This is a genomic window from uncultured Shewanella sp. (genome assembly GCF_947495455.1).
In the GTDB taxonomy this organism is placed as follows: Bacteria; Pseudomonadota; Gammaproteobacteria; order Enterobacterales; family Shewanellaceae; genus Shewanella.
This window is the reverse complement of the sequence record NZ_CANLZC010000108.1, coordinates 1-19239: the sequence shown is the minus strand read 5'-3', so window position 1 is coordinate 19239 and position 19239 is coordinate 1. Positions and strand designations below refer to the sequence as shown.

Sequence of the window (19239 nt, the reverse complement as noted above, 5' to 3'; positions counted from 1 at the left end):
TTCCCAAATAAAATCAACTTCCTGGGAATCACCTGTGAGTAAAAAAACTGGGGATTCATCAGTCACGGGTATATATTCCCCCGCTATCTTTCCTTTTTCAGTCAAAAATTCGTTACAACCTGTTTGTTGACTCTTATTCTTCTTCCTCTTGGCATTAATTCGCAAATATGAAACATTTAATCAACATTCATAAGCAATAATGACAATAAAATGAATTACCCTGAATACCTTAAAGTCAATGAGCTACTCACACTGCAACAACCCAAATCGAAAGAACATGATGAAATGCTATTTATTCTTATTCATCAAACCTACGAACTATGGTTTAAACAAGTCTTACACGAACTCGATTTTCTTAAAATCAGTCTCGTTCAAGGCAATATACCTAAATCACTGCACACGCTAAAACGCACCTTAACGATTTTAAAAACCTTAGTGGGTCAAGTGGATATTTTAGAAACCATGACGCCACTGGAGTTTAAAAGTTTTCGAAATAGGCTGGATACGGCCAGTGGTTTTGAAAGTGCTCAATTTAGAGAAATTGAATTTGTTCTGGGCTATAAACGTGAAAACCTAATCCATATTCATGATGAAATCAGCAAACAAAAACTAAAAGCACGATTAGAAACCCCTTCCATTTGGAGTGATTTTTTATCATTAGTGGCGACGGAGAATTACACAATCAATCCCCAATGGCAGAGCGATCCTCACTATCAAGATGACCAACTCGAAGCCCTGCTCATTGAAATTTATCAGCACAACTTTCCGCTGTCTCAAATATGCGAATTACTCGTTGATCTCGATGAAGGCTTACAAGAATGGCGTTATCGTCACGTTAAAATGGTTCAACGCACTATAGGCACCAAAATGGGCACAGGCGGATCGAGCGGGGCAGAATATCTCACTAAAACCTTATTTAAACCCCTCTTTCCAAGCCTTTGGAATATTCGCGCCAAACTTTAATTTGAGATCAGAGAGTCGATACTTATATGCTTAACAAGCCCCTTATATTGCCAGCCGCTCATACACTGCAATCTCACTACAGCGACTTTCAAGTAGACGACCGCATTTTATTGTCGGGTCATTCACATCAAGCCTGGCCCAATGTCGCCAAACAAGGATTGCTTCAAAGCTTCAATGATGCGGCTTTACACATAGATGATAAGTGGCAAGCTGCCTTTGAAAAAGCTGAAAGAGTCAAACACTTTTATGCCAATTTACTCGGTGAGTCTGATGGTGAGATCACACTCGGTGCTTCAACTCACGAGCTTATTTTACGATTTTTATCTGATTTACCTCAATTAAAAACTCACAAGCTCCATAGACAGATAAAAATCATCACCACAGATGGCGAGTTTCACTCCATGCGTAGGCAACTGGATAGATTAAAAGATATCAATTGCATCATTGAAAAAGTGCCCGTTTCACCAAGTTCAACCTTAGCAACACGCATTATCGAAAAACTCGATACCACTACCGATGCCGTGATGCTCTCAGCGGTCTTTTTCTCAAGCAGTGAAATATTTAACGATATAGGTCAAGTCGCCAAGGCCGCTAATGATTTATCTATTCCTTGCTTAATTGATGCTTACCACGCGCTCAATGTCATTCCTTTTAATCTAAATGATTGGCAAGTGGATTCGGCTTTTATCATTGGTGGCGGCTATAAATACTGTCAAGCGGGTGAAGGTAATTGTTTTATGCGTCTTCCCAAAAATTACCATGGTAGTCCATTAATTACAGGCTGGTTTGCCGAATTCGACAGTTTAAATAAACACGCTTCGTCAGTGGGATATGGGCAAGGCCATCACGCATTTTCAGGCTCAACTTACGATCCCGCCAGCCACTATCGAGCGGCAGCTGTATTTGATTTTTTCGATGAACATCGACTCACCGATGTCACCTTACATCAAATCAATCATGCACAAATAAAAACACTATACACAGGCATAAAATCCATCAAGTTAAACGCCAATCTTCTGTCATTACCACAACACAGCATTGAAAATAACGCCGGATTTTTATCGCTCACCTCTCCCCAGGCACACATTTGGGTCAAGGAGCTCGCCAAACATAATATTTTATGTGACAGTCGCGGCAATCAACTCAGGCTAGGCCCAGCCCCCTATGTCAGTAACCCTCAACTGGAAACCACATTAGAGGCCATAGAGCACATAGGTAATAACATTCAAAGCGATTCAGTCAATAAGGAAGATATAAAACAAAGCGCATAAAATACCAACCATTGAAATCCACATTCAAAAACATAGCTCAATAGTTAGCAAGCACTCACTAACTATTAAACTTTTATTTATTAATATATTGCTGTCGATAATGCTTGGGCGTCGTTCCCGCCCAACGTTTAAAAGCTTTATAGAATGCAGCAGGGGTGGAAAAACCCAGCAGATAGGCGATTTCACTGAATGTCAGTGTGGTTTCACGCACATAACTTAACGCTAGTCCCTGCCTAGTGGTATCCATAATGGTTTGATAGTTGGTTGACTCTCGATAAAGGCGCCGCCTTAACGTCCAAGACGTCGTACCTAACAACTGTGCCATTTCATCAATATTTGGCATTTTTCCGACTAAATGCTGGCTCATTTTATCAGCCACTTTGACTCGCCAAGTCTGGTTGTCTATCAAGCCTGCTCTTTGTGTGTCACACAGATCTTTTACCGATAAAAAACTCGCCTCACAGCTATCTACTAATGGAAGCAATAAACATGTTTTATGCAACACTAAGCCATTAAAGTGAGAATTAAAAATAACCGGACAAGAAAAAAAAGCTTGATACTGGGCACTATTTGTCGGCTCAGGATATTCAATATGCACCGCTTTTAAAAAAGGCTTTGACTGATGAGGTAATTTTTCCCATCGAGATTGTAATAAACAAAACCAACTGGCCAACACAGAATCCACCACAAAAAAATTATATTGGTTATAAGGTGCAATTGAATAAAAAGATAATATGCCCTCTTGTGCATTAAAACACGATTGGCCGCGAATATTATGGCTAAGCAGCATTTCATAATCGGCAAATAACCCCATCATATCGGCCATATTTTTTGCCGCCATGGCTGCAAAACCTAATAAGCCATAATACTGAAAACCACTATTTCGCCCCATCTCAAGTCCCAAATCGACACGCCCTGTGAGTGCAATGGCATCAAAACCTAAACGCATATACTTAGGAATAGCAATGCGGCCATTATGGGCAGCAAGCTGCCCAATTGACAATTGATATTTATCTAACAAAGGCGTTAAGTCGAAACCCAACTGCTTTACGGTAAAATCCATTTGTTGAATAAAATTAACCGAAATATCCCCCAAACTGATTTTCACTTCACTCATTCATTATCACCCAATGGAAAAACATAAATGCTAACTAAGGATAATAAATTGTAGCGACAATGTCTTGTTTGAAGCTCAGCCGACCGCTAAATTGAATGAAAAAATAAACATATTATCGAGTGAAGCATGCAAACAACCCATCCCTACCCCCATTTATTAAGCCCATTGAATCTTGGGTTTACTCAACTTAAAAACCGAGTCTTAATGGGCTCTATGCATACAGGCTTAGAAGAAACGCCCAATGGCTTCGCCCGTATGGCCGCCTACTTTAAAGAGCGGGCCGCAGGGGGTGTCGGGCTCATTGTCACTGGTGGTTTTGGGCCAAATCCAGAAGGCGCAGTGTTTCAAGGTGGTGCAAAAATGGACTCCATCAAAGAAGCCGAGAAACACAAAGTGGTAACTCAAGCCGTCCATGATGCGGGGGGAAAAATTTGCATGCAAATTTTACATGCAGGCCGCTATGCCTACAGTAAAGAGCCCGTAGCCCCATCGGCCATTCAAGCCCCCATTAACCCCGCTAGACCTCGCGCCCTTAGCGATGAAGAAATACACAAGCAAATTAATGATTTTGTCCATTGTGCCAGTCTGGCTCAATATGCCAACTACGATGGCATCGAAATCATGGGATCTGAAGGTTATCTTATTAATCAATTTATTATTGAACGGACAAATCAACGCGATGATAAATGGGGCGGCAGCTTTGAAAACAGAATTCGCTTTCCACTTGAGATAGTCCGTCAAGTACGTGAAAAAGTCGGCCCTAACTTCATTATCATCTATCGATTATCCATGCTAGATCTCATTGAAAAAGGCAGCACTTGGCAAGAAGTCGTTAAACTTGCTAAAGCAATAGAGCAAGCTGGTGCCACTATCATTAACACAGGAATTGGCTGGCATGAGGCGAGAGTTCCTACTATTGTCACTAAAGTACCAAGAGCCGCATTTACAAAAGTCACTGAAAAACTAAAAGGTGAAGTCTCTATTCCACTTATCACCACTAACCGAATTAATACACCTGAGATAGCAGAGTCCGTATTATCACAAGGCCACGCTGACATGGTTTCAATGGCCCGTCCTTTTCTCGCCGATCCTGAGTTTGTCAATAAGGCAGCGGCCAACAAAGCCGATGAGATCAATACCTGCATAGGCTGTAATCAAGCCTGTTTAGATCATACCTTTAGCATGAAACTCACTACTTGCCTCGTTAACCCACGCGCTTGCCATGAAACCGAGCTCGTTTATATCAAGTCACCAGTCAGTAAACGTATCGCCGTCGTCGGCGCAGGTCCTGCAGGACTTGCTTTTGCCACAGTCGCGGCACAACGTGGCCATAGTGTCACCTTATTTGACGATAAGGCTGAAGTAGGCGGTCAGTTTAATATCGCCAAGCAAATACCGGGTAAAGAAGAGTTTTTTGAAACATTACGTTATTTCAAAACCATGACGCAAAAACTGAATGTTGAAACGGTACTGAATAAACGAGTCACAGCTCCAGAACTGATTGAACAAGGCTATGATGATATTATTCTAGCCACAGGCATCACTCCGCGTACACCCGATATAGAAGGTATAACACATTCAAAAGTTATGAGCTATCTAGATGTATTGCAGGATAAAAAATCAGTAGGACAAAAAGTTGCCATTATCGGCGCAGGCGGAATAGGCTTTGATGTCGCCGAATATTTAACTCATGATTCCAGTCTGTCACCCAGTTTAAATATCGATGCCTTTATGAAAGAGTGGGGAGTCGACTTAAACATGGAACATAGAGGCGGCTTAATCCCAGCAAAACCTGCCACCACACATAGACAAGTGTATTTATTACAACGTAAATCAACCAAAGTAGGAGCGAATTTGGGCAAAACGTCTGGTTGGGTTCATAGAGCGGGACTCGCCGCTAAAAAAGTCAATATGATCAATAATGTTGAATATAAAATAATAGATGATAACGGCCTACATATTCATATTGCGGGAGAGGCTCAAATATTAAATGTTGACAATGTCATTATCTGTGCAGGGCAAGAACCCTTAAGAGAATTACACACTCAATTAGAAAACGCCAAGCAAAGCGTCCATCTTATTGGTGGGGCCGATGTCGCCGCAGAGCTTGATGCTAAACGAGCCATAAAGCAAGGCTGCGAATTGGCGGCAACTTTATAGTCAATACATTGTATTTAAATGATAAAAGGTGATATACATTGCATATCACCTTTTGTAAAAGTTAACGAAGAAATGGAATTACACTTACTCGCCGATAAACCAGAATTTATTCCACAAATTGCAAAATGGTACAGTGACGAATGGGGCTATATAGGTACAGGCCGCAACACTGAAGCCTTGGAACTCAAATTAGCCGATTACCTCAACCGTGATACATTACCACTTATTGTCCTCATCATTGAAAATGACATCTTACTGGGCGCCGCACAACTTAAATTCAGAGAAATGGATATTTATCCAGAAAAAGAACATTGGCTCGGTGGTGTTTATATTGATAAGCCCTACCGTGGCCAAGGCATAGCCACAAGATTAATCAACCAAGTCATTAAACTCGCCAAGCAACATCAAGTCTGCCACTTATACCTTCAAACAGAAGATCATAGCGGTGGCCTTTATACACAATTGGGATGGCAAGCCATCGAGCAAGTCAATTACAAAAATGTCGATGTACTTGTAATGGAAAAAACACTATGACACCTGCGATAAAACAATTAACCCACCAAGGTATCCCCTTTACGCTACACGAATATTCACACAACCCCAACAGCCCATCTTATGGATTAGAAGCAGTGGAAAAGATGAGGGTTCAAGCCGAGTTTATCTTTAAAACCTTAATCGCCCAAATTGATAATGCCGTATTAGTGGTTGCCATTATTCCCGTGAATTCAACGCTCAATTTAAAACAGCTCGCAAAAGCCGCGAACAGTAAAAAAGCGCACATGGCCAAACCTCAAGATGTGCTGCGTAGCACAGGATATGTATTAGGTGGCGTCAGCCCTATCGGCCAAAAAAAACAACTTAAGACTTTTATTGATAGCTCTGCGAGCCAACTGAAAAATCTCTATGTCAGTGGCGGAAAACGCGGTTTAGACATAGAGCTCAATCCCAGTGCTTTATACCATATCACTCGAGCAAAATGGGCTGAACTCACCTCATGATAGAACGACATGGCTTAAGTCTTATTTTAAAGTCAGCCTCTGAGACTTCATCTCTCGTAAAAAGAAAAGTCCACTCTTATCTCATGGTCACCTCATAACATAATTTAAAGCTTGTTTTGCAATGCTATCAGCATTAATGAAATCCATAGACGTTTTTGCTGTTGAAGGTAAATGATGATTTAAATAGGTTATTCCCTCAAGCCCTGGCCCTAATACCCATATATTCTCATTTGGCTTATTCTTTGCTGATATGAGTCGAAATTGTCGATTAATCGGCAAGCAATCCATGCCCGCATAATTCAAATTTTCAGTATGGATCATTCCCAACTGTATTAAACAGCGCAATACGCTGGAATCTGTATTTTGAGCTCCACTATTAGGTAAATGTGCGTGCACTAAATAGTCAATTGGATATTTTTCATTTTCAAGTGTCATCAAATGAAGAGGTTGACTAATATCCAGCCTTCGGCTCAAACTCCCTCTTTTAATTTGAACAACCCCAGCCTTCATCGTTTCCAATAACAGTAAATTACGGATCATTTCAGGTCCTCCAAGGGTTCTTTTTATTATGGAATACCATGAGGTAAAAAATGCCATTTTAGAAGAGGGACTCAGTCGCTCAAATTCAACAAGGATTCTCAACTGAGGTACAATATAATGCCAAACCTCTAATGCCGCTTTAACTGGATTTAATATACCTTGGATAGACATTTGAATATCTTGCTGAAGAAAATCCTGACACCAATCCTGATAATTTTTCTTCGATAGAGAGCTTGGTAATGCAGTTAACAGGTATTCATCAATAGCAAAAGCACCATACTTATTTTCCAACCCGACCAAATAGGAAGTAAATTGGGCTAAGTTATCATTCAAACTGGCAAGCTCCACGAATGTTTTAGCATATTGTGCTTTTACTGAATTTACCTTTGTTAATATATAAATAGCTCGCATTTCGAGACAAATAATAGGGTATATATCCCGTTGAAAATCTAACTGATGATTTCGATGGTGAGTTAAACGCCTCATATGCTCAGGTGTAAATAGTAACGTTTGATACCCAATTAAATCTTTTGTAATCTCAGGACGAGAACGTAACAATAACCCTGAACGAGAAAATAATATAATACGTGGCTCAAGCCCCGATGGAACATATTGAGCGGTTAACGGCTCAGATTTAAGCTTAATCTTTCCACCTCGCCCTAGCGTCAACATTGACAATATATCTAACGCACATAAATCCATTCCTTCTATTACAACCGTTTCATTTTCTTTGATATGTTCTAAAGAAGGTAAAGGGTAATGTATGTGTATTTCATTTTTAGAACGACTCCCTTTTTTCTCATCAAGTCGCCGCTTGCCTGTATATCCTAAAGTTAAAATCAGCGATTTTAACTGAATATTTTTCTTTTCATCGACAACAATAAACCCTTGGTAATCAGATGTTCCACTTAACTCTAAGTCATTCACTAAAAATGAAAAGAGCTCGCACTCAACATTCTCAGGTGCCGCATTCATTAATATCTTATAGCAATAAGCTAAATATTCTCCGACTAAGTAACGAGGAAGGTAGTCTGTTTTTGCAACCTCTCTAGCAGCATTACAAGCTTCACCTTGTACCCATTGGCCATTTCGAGCAACAACTTGATTAAACTCATTCAGTTTTATTTTCTGTTCACGGCACCATTGAAAAAAGTTCAAGCCGTTTATGCTATTAATGTCTTCCTTTAATTGATATCCATGATGAATAAAATATTCAGATTGAGGGAATAGATCTGCTTGTATCGCGGTGCTGTGCAAACTAAGAAAATGTGATTGTGTAGGCGAATGAACTCCTGTACCGGGTGGGTTAGGCTCAAATAACGCAATACGTATTTTTTGATTTGGCTTATAAGGCAATGCTTTGGCACGGGATAATAAACGCTGTAAAATACTTAATCCTGCTGGGCCAACACCGATAATCCCTATATCAAAGACTGGCATAAACTGCCCCTCTATATATTATATAAATCATATAAATATAGATGAATAAAAGCAGCTTCGTTTTTTTACAAGCTACTCACGATATCATTCAGACATAACTTGTATCCATATAACCAAAAATCATCACCCTTATATTCACAAAACTAACCAAGACTAAAGTAATATATCAATCACGATACGAATGATTAAAATTTACACCAAATTTAATGAGAAATAATTAAAATAAATGACATTAAAAAGATTTATAACAGCTTGTCTAATCAGCACTTCCTTAATACTGCCACAAGTTTCTTATGCACAAGGCTCGAACAATGGGCTCTATATTGGTGCGGCATTAGGCTGGGCCGATATAAAACCTAAAAGAATCAATATTATCAATATGTCAGATGGCGATTTAAGTCCATCATTAAGCACAACGCTATACACAGGTTATGATTTTAATCATATTTTTGCTCTTGAATTAAGTGCAACACAAATATCCGCCAAAAGTAAGCAACAAGACAATGATCTCAACAAAATCAATATCGTTAATTATATTCTAACCCCTAAATGGACAATCCCACTCGATGACATGTTTTCTATTTCTCTCAAAACGGGATTAAGCTATTCAGAGGCCGATTATGAATATCACCATGATTATAATAAGGAACATCTATATTATTTGTCCTACGTACTAGGAGCAGGGGCGAATTTCACATTAACTCCTAATATTCGTGTCCATGTCAACTTTGAATACTTAGAGGACATAACAAACAGTGCCACATTTGGTCTTATTGAAGGTATAAGCATTTCTCAATGGAGTTTAGGTATCGATTATCAATTCTAATCGTTAAGTTCAGATATTGAATATACAAGATCCCTGTCAATTTTATTCAAGTGTTCCACGTGGAACACTTATGAACCTTTGATACAATTTTATAGTGTTGGAAAATACCACAAGCTAGCGTAAAATTGCCTCTTTATTTTATTCCTGTGATGAAGAGCAATACATTATGAGCGACATTTTTGAAACTGACAGCTTTGACACAGCACAGCACCAGCTTGATGCACTGGGCCTGCGTTGCCCAGAACCCGTAATGATGCTCAGAAAATCTGTTCGAAACCTAAATAATGGGGAAACATTGCTGGTCATTGCCGATGATCCTGCAACAACTCGTGATATTCCCAGCTTTTGTGAATTTATGGATCACACTCTCATTGCCAGTGACACCTCAGTATTACCCTACCGATACCTGATTAAAAAAGGCTCTGCATAATACTCAGTTTGGCAAGCTCCAAATGAGGTTGCCAGCCCTCTACCTTCCCCCTTTTATATCCCTTATATCTCCTTCCCGTGTCCCCGTGATGCTTTCAAAATACATATTTTCCAAAGCACGTAAATAGTCGATGCATTTTTCACACTTCCAACAAGTTAACTCTTATCAGCCGAAGGCAGCATTCTGAGGTATCAAGAAGATATATTCCTTTTTATAATGAATTGAAACAAAAATGAAGTATTAATGTTAAGTGTTTTGTGCGATAACTAACGCCAAATAAATAAGTTGCCATTGGTGTTTTTTAATAATGAAAAAAAGATTAACCCCCTTAAGTATCGCAATTGCATTCGCCCTTCCACTCGGTATTCAAACATCGACCTTTGCCAATGAAGAAGACTCAAAGAAATGGCATGTTAATGCTCCAGAAAACGCACCACTGAATGAAATCGATATTAATGTCAATGAAGGCACATGGATGAATGTGAGTGTGAGTCCTAATGGCCAACACATCATTTTTGACTTACTCGGTGACATTTATCAAATGCCCATTACAGGGGGTAAAGCTAAAGTCCTCGCCAGCGGAATTGCTTGGCAAATGCAACCTGTATACAGTCCCGATGGAAAATGGATAGCCTATACTTCCGATGAGAATGGCGGAGACAATATTTGGCTAATGAAAGCCGATGGCAGTGAGCAACACCCTATCACTACTGAGACCTTTCGACTCCTTAATAGCCCGGCATGGAGCCCTGATTCGCAATACCTTGTGGCACGAAAACACTTTACCGGCAGCCGTAGTTTGGGCGCGGGTGAAGTCTGGTTATACCATGTCGCGGGAGGCGATGGCGTTAAGTTAACAGAACGCCCCAACGAACAAAAAGATCTAGGTGAACCCGCCTACTCACCGAATGGCCGCTATATTTATTTCAGCCAAGATGCCACACCAGGGAAAACCTTTCACTATTCTAAAGACTCAGTGAAAGGCATTTACAAAATTAAACGATACGATACGCAAACGGGCGATATCGATATTCTGATTGAAGGTACAGGTGGTGCGATAAGACCGACACCCAGTCCTGATGGTAAGAAACTCGCCTACATCAAACGAGACGGCTTTCAGTCATCGCTATATTTACTCGACTTAGCATCGGGTAAAACAGAGAAATTGTATGACAAATTAGACAGAGACATGCAAGAAACTTGGGCTATTCACGGTGTTTATCCTCACATGTCTTGGACACCAGACAATCAATCACTTGTATTTTGGGCTAACGGAAAAATAAATAAGTTCAATCTAAAATCAAAACAGACTCAAATAATTCCTTTTAGTGTCGATGCTAAACGCACCGTTCAACCCGCCGTTCGTTTTGAGCAAAACATAGATAATGATGAATTTGATGTCAAAATGCTACGCATGGCGCAAGTCTCTCCCAATGGAGAACAAGTCATCTTTGAAGCATTAGGTAAGCTCTGGATAAGGGATCTAAAAAGTGAAAAACATGCTCGCCTCACTTCCCTTCCCCCCAAGTTAAGAGAACTTTACCCTCAATGGTCTAGAGATGGAAAGCATATTGTTTTCACCACTTGGGACGATAAACAGCAAGGAAGCATTCGTATCCTCAACATAGAAAACCAAAAAGTCACCACTTTAACTCAAGAGCCTGGAAAATATGTGGAACCAACCTTTGCTCCTAATGGTGAATTTATCGTATACCGCAAGGTAAAAGGGGGCTTCCTAACCTCTTCGACATGGTCTCAAAATACCGGTCTTTATCGCCTCGATATCAAAACCAAACAAGCAAAGAAAATTACATCAACAGGACATCAACCCCAATTTGGTGCAAGCAACGATAGAGTCTATTTTATGGACTTAGGAGAAACACCTGAATTCGCATCCATTAATCTGGAAGGCTTTGACAAAAAGATCCATTATACGAGCAAACATGCCACCGAATTTAGACTATCCCCCAACGGCAAGGAACTGGCTTTTGCTGAGCGTTTTAAAGTGTGGATCACACCTTTTGCCAAACATGCTGAAACCATTGAAATTGGCCCCAAGGCCACAAACCTGCCAGTAAGACAACTCAGTGTTAGAGCCGGAGAAAGCATCAGTTGGAGTAATAATAATCAGCAAGTCTACTGGACGCTAGGTCCAGAGCTTTACCAAGCCAATATTAAAAACAGTTATCTTAATGACGATTCAAAATTCGAACCAAAAGAACCTCAAGTCACTGAACTGGGTTTCACACAAAAAGCCGATGTTCCACGTGGAACAATCGCTTTTGTAGGCGGACAAATTATCACTATGCAAGGTGATAAAGTCATAGAGAAGGGGACTGTTATTGTCAAAAACAATCATATTGTCGAGCTGGGTCAAGCAAAAGACGTTGATGTACCCACTTATGCACAAGTCATAGATATCAGCGGCAAAACCTTAATGCCAGGATTATTCGATGCTCACGCTCATGGGCCACAGGGTGAAGATGAAATCATCCCCCAACAAAACTGGCAACAATACGCAAACTTATCTCTAGGCGTAACAACGCTTCATGATCCTTCCAATGATACCACTGAAATATTTGCCGCCGCTGAACAACAAAAAGCAGGGCTAATTACTGCACCGAGATTATTCTCCACGGGTACCATTCTCTATGGTGCCAACCTACCGGGTTACACCTCCCATGTTGACTCCTTAGATGATGCAAAATTTCATTTAGAACGTTTGAAAAAAGTGGGCGCTTTTAGCGTCAAAAGTTACAATCAGCCGAGACGTGAACAACGTCAGCAAGTCATTGCTGCTGCACGAGAACTGAAAATGATGGTGGTTCCTGAAGGGGGCAGTTTATTACAGCATAACCTCACCATGGTTGCTGACGGCCATACTACGGTTGAGCACTCCTTACCTGTTGCTAAAATTTATCAAGATGTTGAACAATTTTGGCGCCAAACAAAAGTGGGTTACACGCCCACATTAGTCGTGGCTTATGGTGGTATCTCAGGTGAACATTACTGGTATGATAAAACGGATGTCTGGAGCCATCCAAGGCTCTCTCAATATGTGCCAACCGATATTCTCAATGCACGGGCAATGCGCCGCACCAAAGCACCGGATGAACACTACAATCACTTTGCTGTCGCCAAAGTGGCCAAGCAACTCAATGATGTGGGCATTCATCCTAATATAGGCGCACACGGGCAACGTGAAGGTTTAGCCGCACACTGGGAAATGTGGATGTTCGCCCAAGGCGGCATGAATAACTTGGACGTTTTGAAAACCGCCACCATTAACCCAGCAATAACATTTGGCATGGATAAGCACTTAGGCTCAATTGAAGTCGGTAAACTAGCCGATTTAATTGTGATAGATGGCAATCCGCTTAGGGATATTCGCACCACAGATAAAGTGGTTTTTACCATGGTAAATGGAAAATTATATAACAGTGAAACCATGAACCTTATCAATCAAAATAATGAAACCAAAAGACAATCATTTTATTTTGAAAAATAGATAAAACAGTATAAGTTGATAAAATCACGACACTAAAAAGCGGAATGTTCCACGTGGAACATTCCGCTTTTTTATAATTCTGATATGCTCAATAGAAAACTAGCCTTCGCTATAACAAAAACACTCTAAAGTGTGGTCATTCACCATACCTACCGCTTGCATAAATGCATAGCAGATCGTCGGGCCGACAAAATTAAAACCCAATTTTTTTAATGCCTTTGACATAGCAACAGATTCATTTGTTTGTGCCGGAATTTCAGAGCCATGAACAAAGGCATTATATTTGACCTCCCCCCCAACAAAACTCCATAAAAATGCTGAAAAATCATGACCCGCACTTGTAAAGGCCATATAAGCGCGCGCATTTTTTATAATGGAATTCACTTTTAAGCGATTACGCACAATGCCGGGATTTTGCATTAGAGATTCAACTTTCTCATCATCAAATAACGCAATTTTAGCGGGGTCAAACTGAGCAAAGGCCGCTTCGTAATTGGCTTGTTTTTTTAAAATCGTTAACCAAGATAAACCCGCTTGCTGACCATCTAAACATAATTTAGCAAAGAGTTCTTGGCTATCATAAACAGGCCTGCCCCACACTTTGTCATGATATTCTTGATACTCTTGATCTTCGCTCACCCAACTGCAACGTTTGACATCCATTTAAGCTTCCCTTACTTATTATAAAAAATTTATTATAAAAATCGTCCCTTCAAAATAACTCAGTTAGCTGCAAATAAATACACTAATGTAAAGACCCGCCATTCACACCTTCTTCGTCACTATCTTTATCATTATGTTTTTCTGCTTCAAGTGGCTCATTAGCAACTAAATCCTTCGGAAGATGGAATAATTCAGTAAAAGCATCATTGCCATAGGTTAACCTATGTTTAGACACACACCATTGAGATAAACACCAATGATGTTGATGACAATATGTATTCACTTTCTCTATCGTATGAGTGAACTGATGACAATTAAATTTAAACATAACGGCTTGAGCCTATATTAATAACCACCCCTTAATTATATAAGGAGTTACCCACATTTCGTTTTTTAAAATGTAACCACAAGTTCGATGTAAAGTGATTGATATACAATAACCTAGTAATGATACTCACCGCATTCCCCCTCGGCCTTTACATTTGTAGACAATGTTAAAGTATTCATGTGTCTTTTGAGTCGATATTCCATTTAAAAGCCCACCTTCACATCTGGTAAAAAATAACCGACATAGGGTATAATCAGTCCCATTTTCTATTAAGGCCTGGCGCATTAACAATGACGACCAAACACGACGTAAAAACATTTCAGGGCTTTATTTTGACCCTGCAAGAATATTGGGCGCAGCAAGGTTGCGCGATAGTACAACCCTTAGACATGGAAGTAGGCGCGGGTACATTCCACCCTCAAACTTTCTTACGTTCATTAGGTCCAGAGCCAATGAGCAGCGCTTACGTCCAACCGTGTCGTCGCCCAACTGATGGCCGTTATGGTGAAAACCCTAATCGCTTACAACATTATTACCAATTTCAGGTGGTCTTAAAACCGTCACCAGACAATATTCAAGAGTTATATTTAGGCTCACTGGAAGCACTGGGTGTGGATACAAAAGTCCACGATATCCGCTTTGTCGAAGATAACTGGGAATCGCCCACCTTAGGCGCTTGGGGTTTGGGATGGGAAGTCTGGCTTAACGGAATGGAAGTATCACAATTCACTTATTTTCAACAAGTTGGTGGCCTTGAATGCAGCCCAGTCACAGGTGAAATCACCTATGGCCTAGAGCGCCTTGCCATGTACATTCAAGAAGTCGACAGTGTCTACGATCTTGTGTGGACAGATGGCCCTATGGGCCGTGTGACTTATGGTGATATTTTCCACCAAAATGAAGTCGAACAATCCGCTTATAACTTTGAACATGCCGATGTTGATGTGCTGTTCCGCACCTTTGATGAATGTGAAAAAGCTTGTCAAAAATTATTAGCACTAGAAAAGCCACTGCCACTCCCCGCTTATGAGCAAGTCATGAAAGCCTCTCATGCGTTTAACTTACTCGATGCCCGTCATGCTATTTCAGTCACTGAACGCCAACGTTATATTTTACGTGTCCGCACACTCGCTAAAGGTGTTGCAGAATCTTATTATCAAGCCCGTGAAGCTCTTGGCTTCCCTATGTGTAAGTAGAGGTAAAATAAATGAACACTGAGAACTTACTCATAGAGATAGGCACCGAAGAATTACCACCAAAGGCGCTGCGCACTCTCGCCACGGCTTTTTTGAATAATTTCAAAGAAGAACTCGCTAAGGCTGAACTTAATTTTGAATCGAGCCAATGGTACGCCGCGCCGCGCCGCTTAGCATTTTCTATTCAAGGTTTAGTCACAGCCCAACAAGATAAAATCGTTGAAAAACGCGGACCAGCAATAGCACAAGCATTTGATAGTGATGGCAATCCTACCAAAGCGGCTCAAGGCTGGGCTCGTGGAAACGGCATCAGTGTTGAACAAGCCGAACGCCTAGTCACAGACAAAGGGGAATGGTTGCTTCACAAAGCTTCAGTAGTGGGTGTTGCAACCCAGTCACTGGTGCCTGCAATGGCCCAGCGGGCACTGGATAAGCTGCCAATCCCTAAACCTATGCGTTGGGGCAGCAGTAAGACGCAATTTATTCGCCCAGTACACACTGTCACTATGCTATTAGGCGGTGAACTCATTGAAGGTGAGCTATTAGGCGTGCAGTCTAACCGCATCATTCGTGGCCATCGCTTCATGGGACAAGCAAGCTTTGAGCTCGATCATGCTGACAACTATTTGCCAGCCCTCAAAGAGCAAGGTAAAGTGCTCGCCGATTATGAAGCCCGTAAGCAAATCATTCAAGCCGATGCTCAAACCGCTGCTTTAAAAATCAATGGTATCGCCGATCTTGAGAATGACTTACTTGAGGAAGTCACTTCATTGGTTGAATGGCCTGTGGTATTAACAGCCAATTTTGAAGAAAAATTCCTCGATGTGCCTGCCGAAGCCTTAGTCTATACCATGAAAGGCGATCAAAAGTATTTCCCTGTTTTTGATGAGCAAGGTGCATTGCTGCCGCACTTTATTTTTGTGACGAATATCGAGTCAAAAGATCCACAGCAGATCATCTCAGGTAATGAGAAAGTGGTTCGTCCTCGTTTAGCCGACGCTGAGTTTTTCTTTGAGACAGATAAGAAGCAAAGCCTTGAATCACGTCTAGACAGCTTAGCGAGCGTGGTCTTTCAAAAACAATTGGGCACGTTAAAGCAAAGAGCCGAGCGTATATCAGCGCTGGCCGAATTTATTGCGCCGCTCATTGATGCCAATGAAACCGACGCTGCCCGTGCTGGATTACTCTCAAAGTCAGATTTGATGACGAATATGGTCATGGAATTTACTGACATTCAAGGCACCATGGGTATGCATTATGCTCGCCTTGACGGTGAAACAGATGCTGTTGCTAACGCCATTGAAGCGCAATATAAGCCTAAGTTTTCAGGCGATACAGTGCCTACAGCACCTGTCAGTATCTGTGTTGCATTAGCTGAAAAACTCGATACCTTAGTAGGTATTTTTGGTATTGGCCAAGCCCCTAAAGGCGCCGCCGATCCCTTCGCACTCAGACGTGCCGCTATCGGTATTTTGCGCATTATCGTCGACAACAAGCTTCCTCTTGATTTAGTCGAACTCATTGCCAAAGCTCAAGACCTGCACGGTAGTAACTTAAGCAATGATAAAACCTGCGAACAAGTATTAGACTTCTTCATGGCACGTTTCCGTGCTTGGTATCAAGATAAAGACATTAACGTTGATGTGATTTTATCGGTACTGGCTCGCCGCCCAACCAAGCCTGCTGATTTCGATAGCCGTATTCAAGCAGTCACCCACTTCAGAGCACTGGAAGAGGCCGCTTCACTCGCTGCCGCAAATAAGCGTGTATCCAATATTCTGGCCAAAGTGGAAGGTGAACTGCCAAGCAGTATCGATACCAGTTTGCTGAACGAAGCCGCTGAAATCGCGCTTTCAAAGCAATTAACCACGCTACAGCCACAACTGGCGCCTTTATTTGCATCGGGTGATTACCAGCAAGCTTTAAGCTTATTGGCCGCCCTGCGTGATAGCGTCGACACTTTCTTTGAAGATGTCATGGTCATGAGTGATGATGTTGCCCTTAAGAATAATCGTTTAGCGCTATTGACTCAGCTGCGTAACGAGTTTTTACACGTCGCCGATATCTCGCTTCTGCAAGGCTAGTTTTCATTATTAAAGAGCAAGGCTCGCTTTTATCATAATAAAGCGAGCCTGCAAATTCAATGAGACACATTCAGCCGTAAAGTAAAACCCTAGGAGCCCTCAGCCTAAAAATAAGAGCCCTCAGCTAAGTTAAGAGCCCTCAGCCAAGTAGAAAATCCTCAACCAAGTAGAGAGCCCTCGGCTAAGTAAAAAGCCCTCAACCAAGTTAAGAGCCGAACACCAGACACGTGTCTAGGTTTTTCTTTCATGTTAACCTTATCAAGATTTGCTGAGTATTCGTGATATTTCAAGCTACTGAGCGCTATTTTTTATTGTTCAAAGAGAACACCTGATTTATCAATAACGCACTGAGAATAATCACCAGCGCGATCCAAGTATTGATTTTAATAGGCTCATGGGAGACTAGTGCACCAATGAAAACGCCCACCGCAGGGACAATATAATTCGTCATTGAGGTAAATACAGGCCCCGCATTTTTAATACTCTTCATATATAAATAGTAAACAATACCCGCACAGACCACCCCCAAGTAAAAAACTGAGAATATTGCCTTTACAGACAATCCTTTATATTCAAAAGGCATTGTTATATTGGTGATAAATGCAATGACAAGAAGCTGAATACTCGCCATGCAAAGGACATTTCTTGCAACAATTAAAGGGTGCTCATGACTAACACGATTGAGTAATAGCAGTGCAATAGCAAAGCACACTGCTGCCGTAATAATGGCAAGAGCGCTGACTAAATTTGTTTTTCCCGAACTTGCGAATAAATCGGGATAAAAGAGCACCAACAAGCCACTAAACCCAAGAAGGAGACTTATAATATGCGTTAAATGGATCTTAGTTCCCTTAACAAAAATAGGCGCGAGTAATAAAACATAAAATGGCAGAGTTCCCATTAATACCGCAGCAATAGAACTATTCAAATGCTGTTGTCCCCAAGGAACAAGCACAAAAGGAATAGCGGCCTCAAATAAACCTATCATACTGAATAAAACCCATTGACTGCTGGTACTTTTTATTTTGAGTAATTGACACATGACTATTAAGGTAATAGCACCAATAACCGCCCGTATAGCACCAATCCAAATAGGAGAGAAACTCCCTAAGGCTAACTCTTGAAATATAAACTGTGATCCCCAAATCAGTCCAATGACTAATACCGTTAAATAATTCTTCAGGCTCATAGACGATTAACTCAGACGATGTTTTTAAAAGAAGATAGCCGTGTTAGCGTAATAATAGCACGCAATCTCGCGCAGAGCTTAAATCACTAAAACGATCAAATACATTAGCTTCATCCCTAATGCTTACATACTCAGTTAAACTTTTTAACCCCAGTAAAGCCGACGCTTTCTCCGCTTTCGCTTTGATGTCTTCATCCAAACGTATGTCTAGTCTTGCCATTGCCATAAAACCTCCAGTTGTACGGATTAATGCCGTAACTAATATGGGGAGATATTTTAAACAACACAAGATCAACTTTTATGAAGATAATACAGAGATAGTACGGAGATAGTACGGAGATAGTACAGAGATAGTACAGAGATAGTACGGAGATAGTACGGAGATAGTACGGAGATAGTACGGAGATAGTACGGAGATAGTACAGAGATAGTACAGAGATAGTACAGAGTGAAGAGGTATAGTGAATTTGGCCACCTACTTAGAGACTGTATAATCAGTTTCATATCAATATAGGTGACACAATGA

15 protein-coding genes and 1 pseudogene are annotated in these 19239 nt (G+C 41.0%); 10 read left to right on the top strand and 6 right to left on the bottom strand.

Going from position 1 to position 19239, the window contains the following annotated elements; genetic code table 11:
- The first annotated feature begins 210 nt into the window (after positions 1-210).
- The gene (locus Q0791_RS20705) at positions 211-963 is read left to right on the top strand and encodes a tryptophan 2,3-dioxygenase family protein (protein WP_299010692.1); all 753 of its coding nucleotides are present in this window, start codon (positions 211-213) and stop codon (positions 961-963) included.
- 26 nt (positions 964-989) lie between these two features.
- A complete protein-coding gene (locus Q0791_RS20700; protein ID WP_299010689.1) occupies positions 990-2234 on the top strand; it encodes an aminotransferase class V-fold PLP-dependent enzyme in 1245 nt (414 codons plus the stop codon).
- Between the two features lie 73 nt (positions 2235-2307).
- Here the strand turns inward: Q0791_RS20700 and Q0791_RS20695 are convergent, their stop codons facing one another.
- Positions 2308-3351 (bottom strand): AraC family transcriptional regulator, encoded by a 1044-nt coding sequence (locus Q0791_RS20695; RefSeq protein ID WP_299010686.1) that lies wholly within the window; start codon positions 3349-3351, stop codon positions 2308-2310.
- Positions 3352-3477: 126 nt separating this feature from the next.
- Between Q0791_RS20695 and Q0791_RS20690 the strand changes: the two genes are divergently transcribed.
- Genes Q0791_RS20690 through ybaK form a run of 3 tightly spaced genes read left to right on the top strand, consistent with a single transcriptional unit; the run spans position 3478 to position 6509 of the window.
- Positions 3478-5511, top strand: a complete 2034-nt coding sequence (locus Q0791_RS20690; protein ID WP_299010684.1) for an FAD-dependent oxidoreductase — start codon at positions 3478-3480, stop codon at positions 5509-5511.
- Positions 5512-5529: 18 nt separating this feature from the next.
- Positions 5530-6045: a GNAT family N-acetyltransferase gene (locus tag Q0791_RS20685; RefSeq protein ID WP_366942500.1), complete on the top strand. Its 516-nt coding sequence runs from the start codon at positions 5530-5532 to the stop codon at positions 6043-6045.
- On the top strand, positions 6042-6509 hold the full coding sequence (ybaK, locus tag Q0791_RS20680) for a Cys-tRNA(Pro) deacylase (RefSeq protein ID WP_299010681.1): 468 nt from the start codon (positions 6042-6044) through the stop codon (positions 6507-6509). The genes Q0791_RS20685 and ybaK overlap by 4 nt, the downstream gene beginning before the upstream one ends.
- Before the next feature lie 87 nt (positions 6510-6596).
- Here the strand turns inward: ybaK and Q0791_RS20675 are convergent, their stop codons facing one another.
- The gene (locus Q0791_RS20675) at positions 6597-8489 is read right to left on the bottom strand and encodes an FAD/NAD(P)-binding protein (RefSeq protein WP_299010678.1); all 1893 of its coding nucleotides are present in this window, start codon (positions 8487-8489) and stop codon (positions 6597-6599) included.
- A gap of 226 nt (positions 8490-8715) precedes the next feature.
- Here Q0791_RS20675 and Q0791_RS20670 point away from each other — a divergent pair, with 226 nt between their 5' ends.
- From Q0791_RS20670 to Q0791_RS20660, 3 genes are all read left to right on the top strand, one after another.
- Positions 8716-9315: a porin family protein gene (locus tag Q0791_RS20670; protein WP_299010676.1), complete on the top strand. Its 600-nt coding sequence runs from the start codon at positions 8716-8718 to the stop codon at positions 9313-9315.
- A gap of 166 nt (positions 9316-9481) precedes the next feature.
- Complete coding sequence (tusA, locus tag Q0791_RS20665; protein ID WP_299010672.1) at positions 9482-9745, top strand: sulfurtransferase TusA; 264 nt, start codon at positions 9482-9484, stop codon at positions 9743-9745.
- Between the two features lie 304 nt (positions 9746-10049).
- A complete protein-coding gene (locus Q0791_RS20660) occupies positions 10050-13253 on the top strand; it encodes an amidohydrolase family protein (protein ID WP_299010695.1) in 3204 nt (1067 codons plus the stop codon).
- A gap of 99 nt (positions 13254-13352) precedes the next feature.
- Here Q0791_RS20660 and Q0791_RS20655 read toward each other — a convergent pair whose 3' ends face one another.
- Both Q0791_RS20655 and Q0791_RS20650 read right to left on the bottom strand, forming a co-directional pair.
- Entirely contained in the window at positions 13353-13916 is a 564-nt protein-coding gene (locus Q0791_RS20655; RefSeq protein ID WP_299010669.1) for a DNA-3-methyladenine glycosylase I, read from the bottom strand.
- An 82-nt stretch (positions 13917-13998) separates the two neighbouring features.
- Positions 13999-14244: a hypothetical protein gene (locus Q0791_RS20650; protein WP_299010666.1), complete on the bottom strand. Its 246-nt coding sequence runs from the start codon at positions 14242-14244 to the stop codon at positions 13999-14001.
- 290 nt (positions 14245-14534) lie between these two features.
- Here Q0791_RS20650 and glyQ point away from each other — a divergent pair, with 290 nt between their 5' ends.
- Both glyQ and glyS read left to right on the top strand, forming a co-directional pair.
- Entirely contained in the window at positions 14535-15440 is a 906-nt protein-coding gene (gene glyQ / locus Q0791_RS20645) for a glycine--tRNA ligase subunit alpha (RefSeq protein ID WP_299010663.1), read from the top strand.
- An 11-nt stretch (positions 15441-15451) separates the two neighbouring features.
- Positions 15452-17524 carry a glycine--tRNA ligase subunit beta gene (gene glyS / locus Q0791_RS20640; RefSeq protein ID WP_299010660.1) on the top strand — a complete coding sequence of 691 codons (2073 nt, stop codon included), beginning with the start codon at positions 15452-15454 and terminating at the stop codon, positions 17522-17524.
- Positions 17525-17825: 301 nt separating this feature from the next.
- Here the strand turns inward: glyS and Q0791_RS20635 are convergent, their stop codons facing one another.
- Together Q0791_RS20635 and Q0791_RS20630 are read right to left on the bottom strand one after the other, a co-directional pair.
- Complete coding sequence (locus tag Q0791_RS20635) at positions 17826-18713, bottom strand: DMT family transporter (RefSeq protein ID WP_299010657.1); 888 nt, start codon at positions 18711-18713, stop codon at positions 17826-17828.
- Between the two features lie 124 nt (positions 18714-18837).
- Positions 18838-18939, bottom strand: a pseudogene (locus Q0791_RS20630) (DUF1778 domain-containing protein); the annotation flags it as partial.
- Positions 18940-19239: the final 300 nt, after the last annotated feature.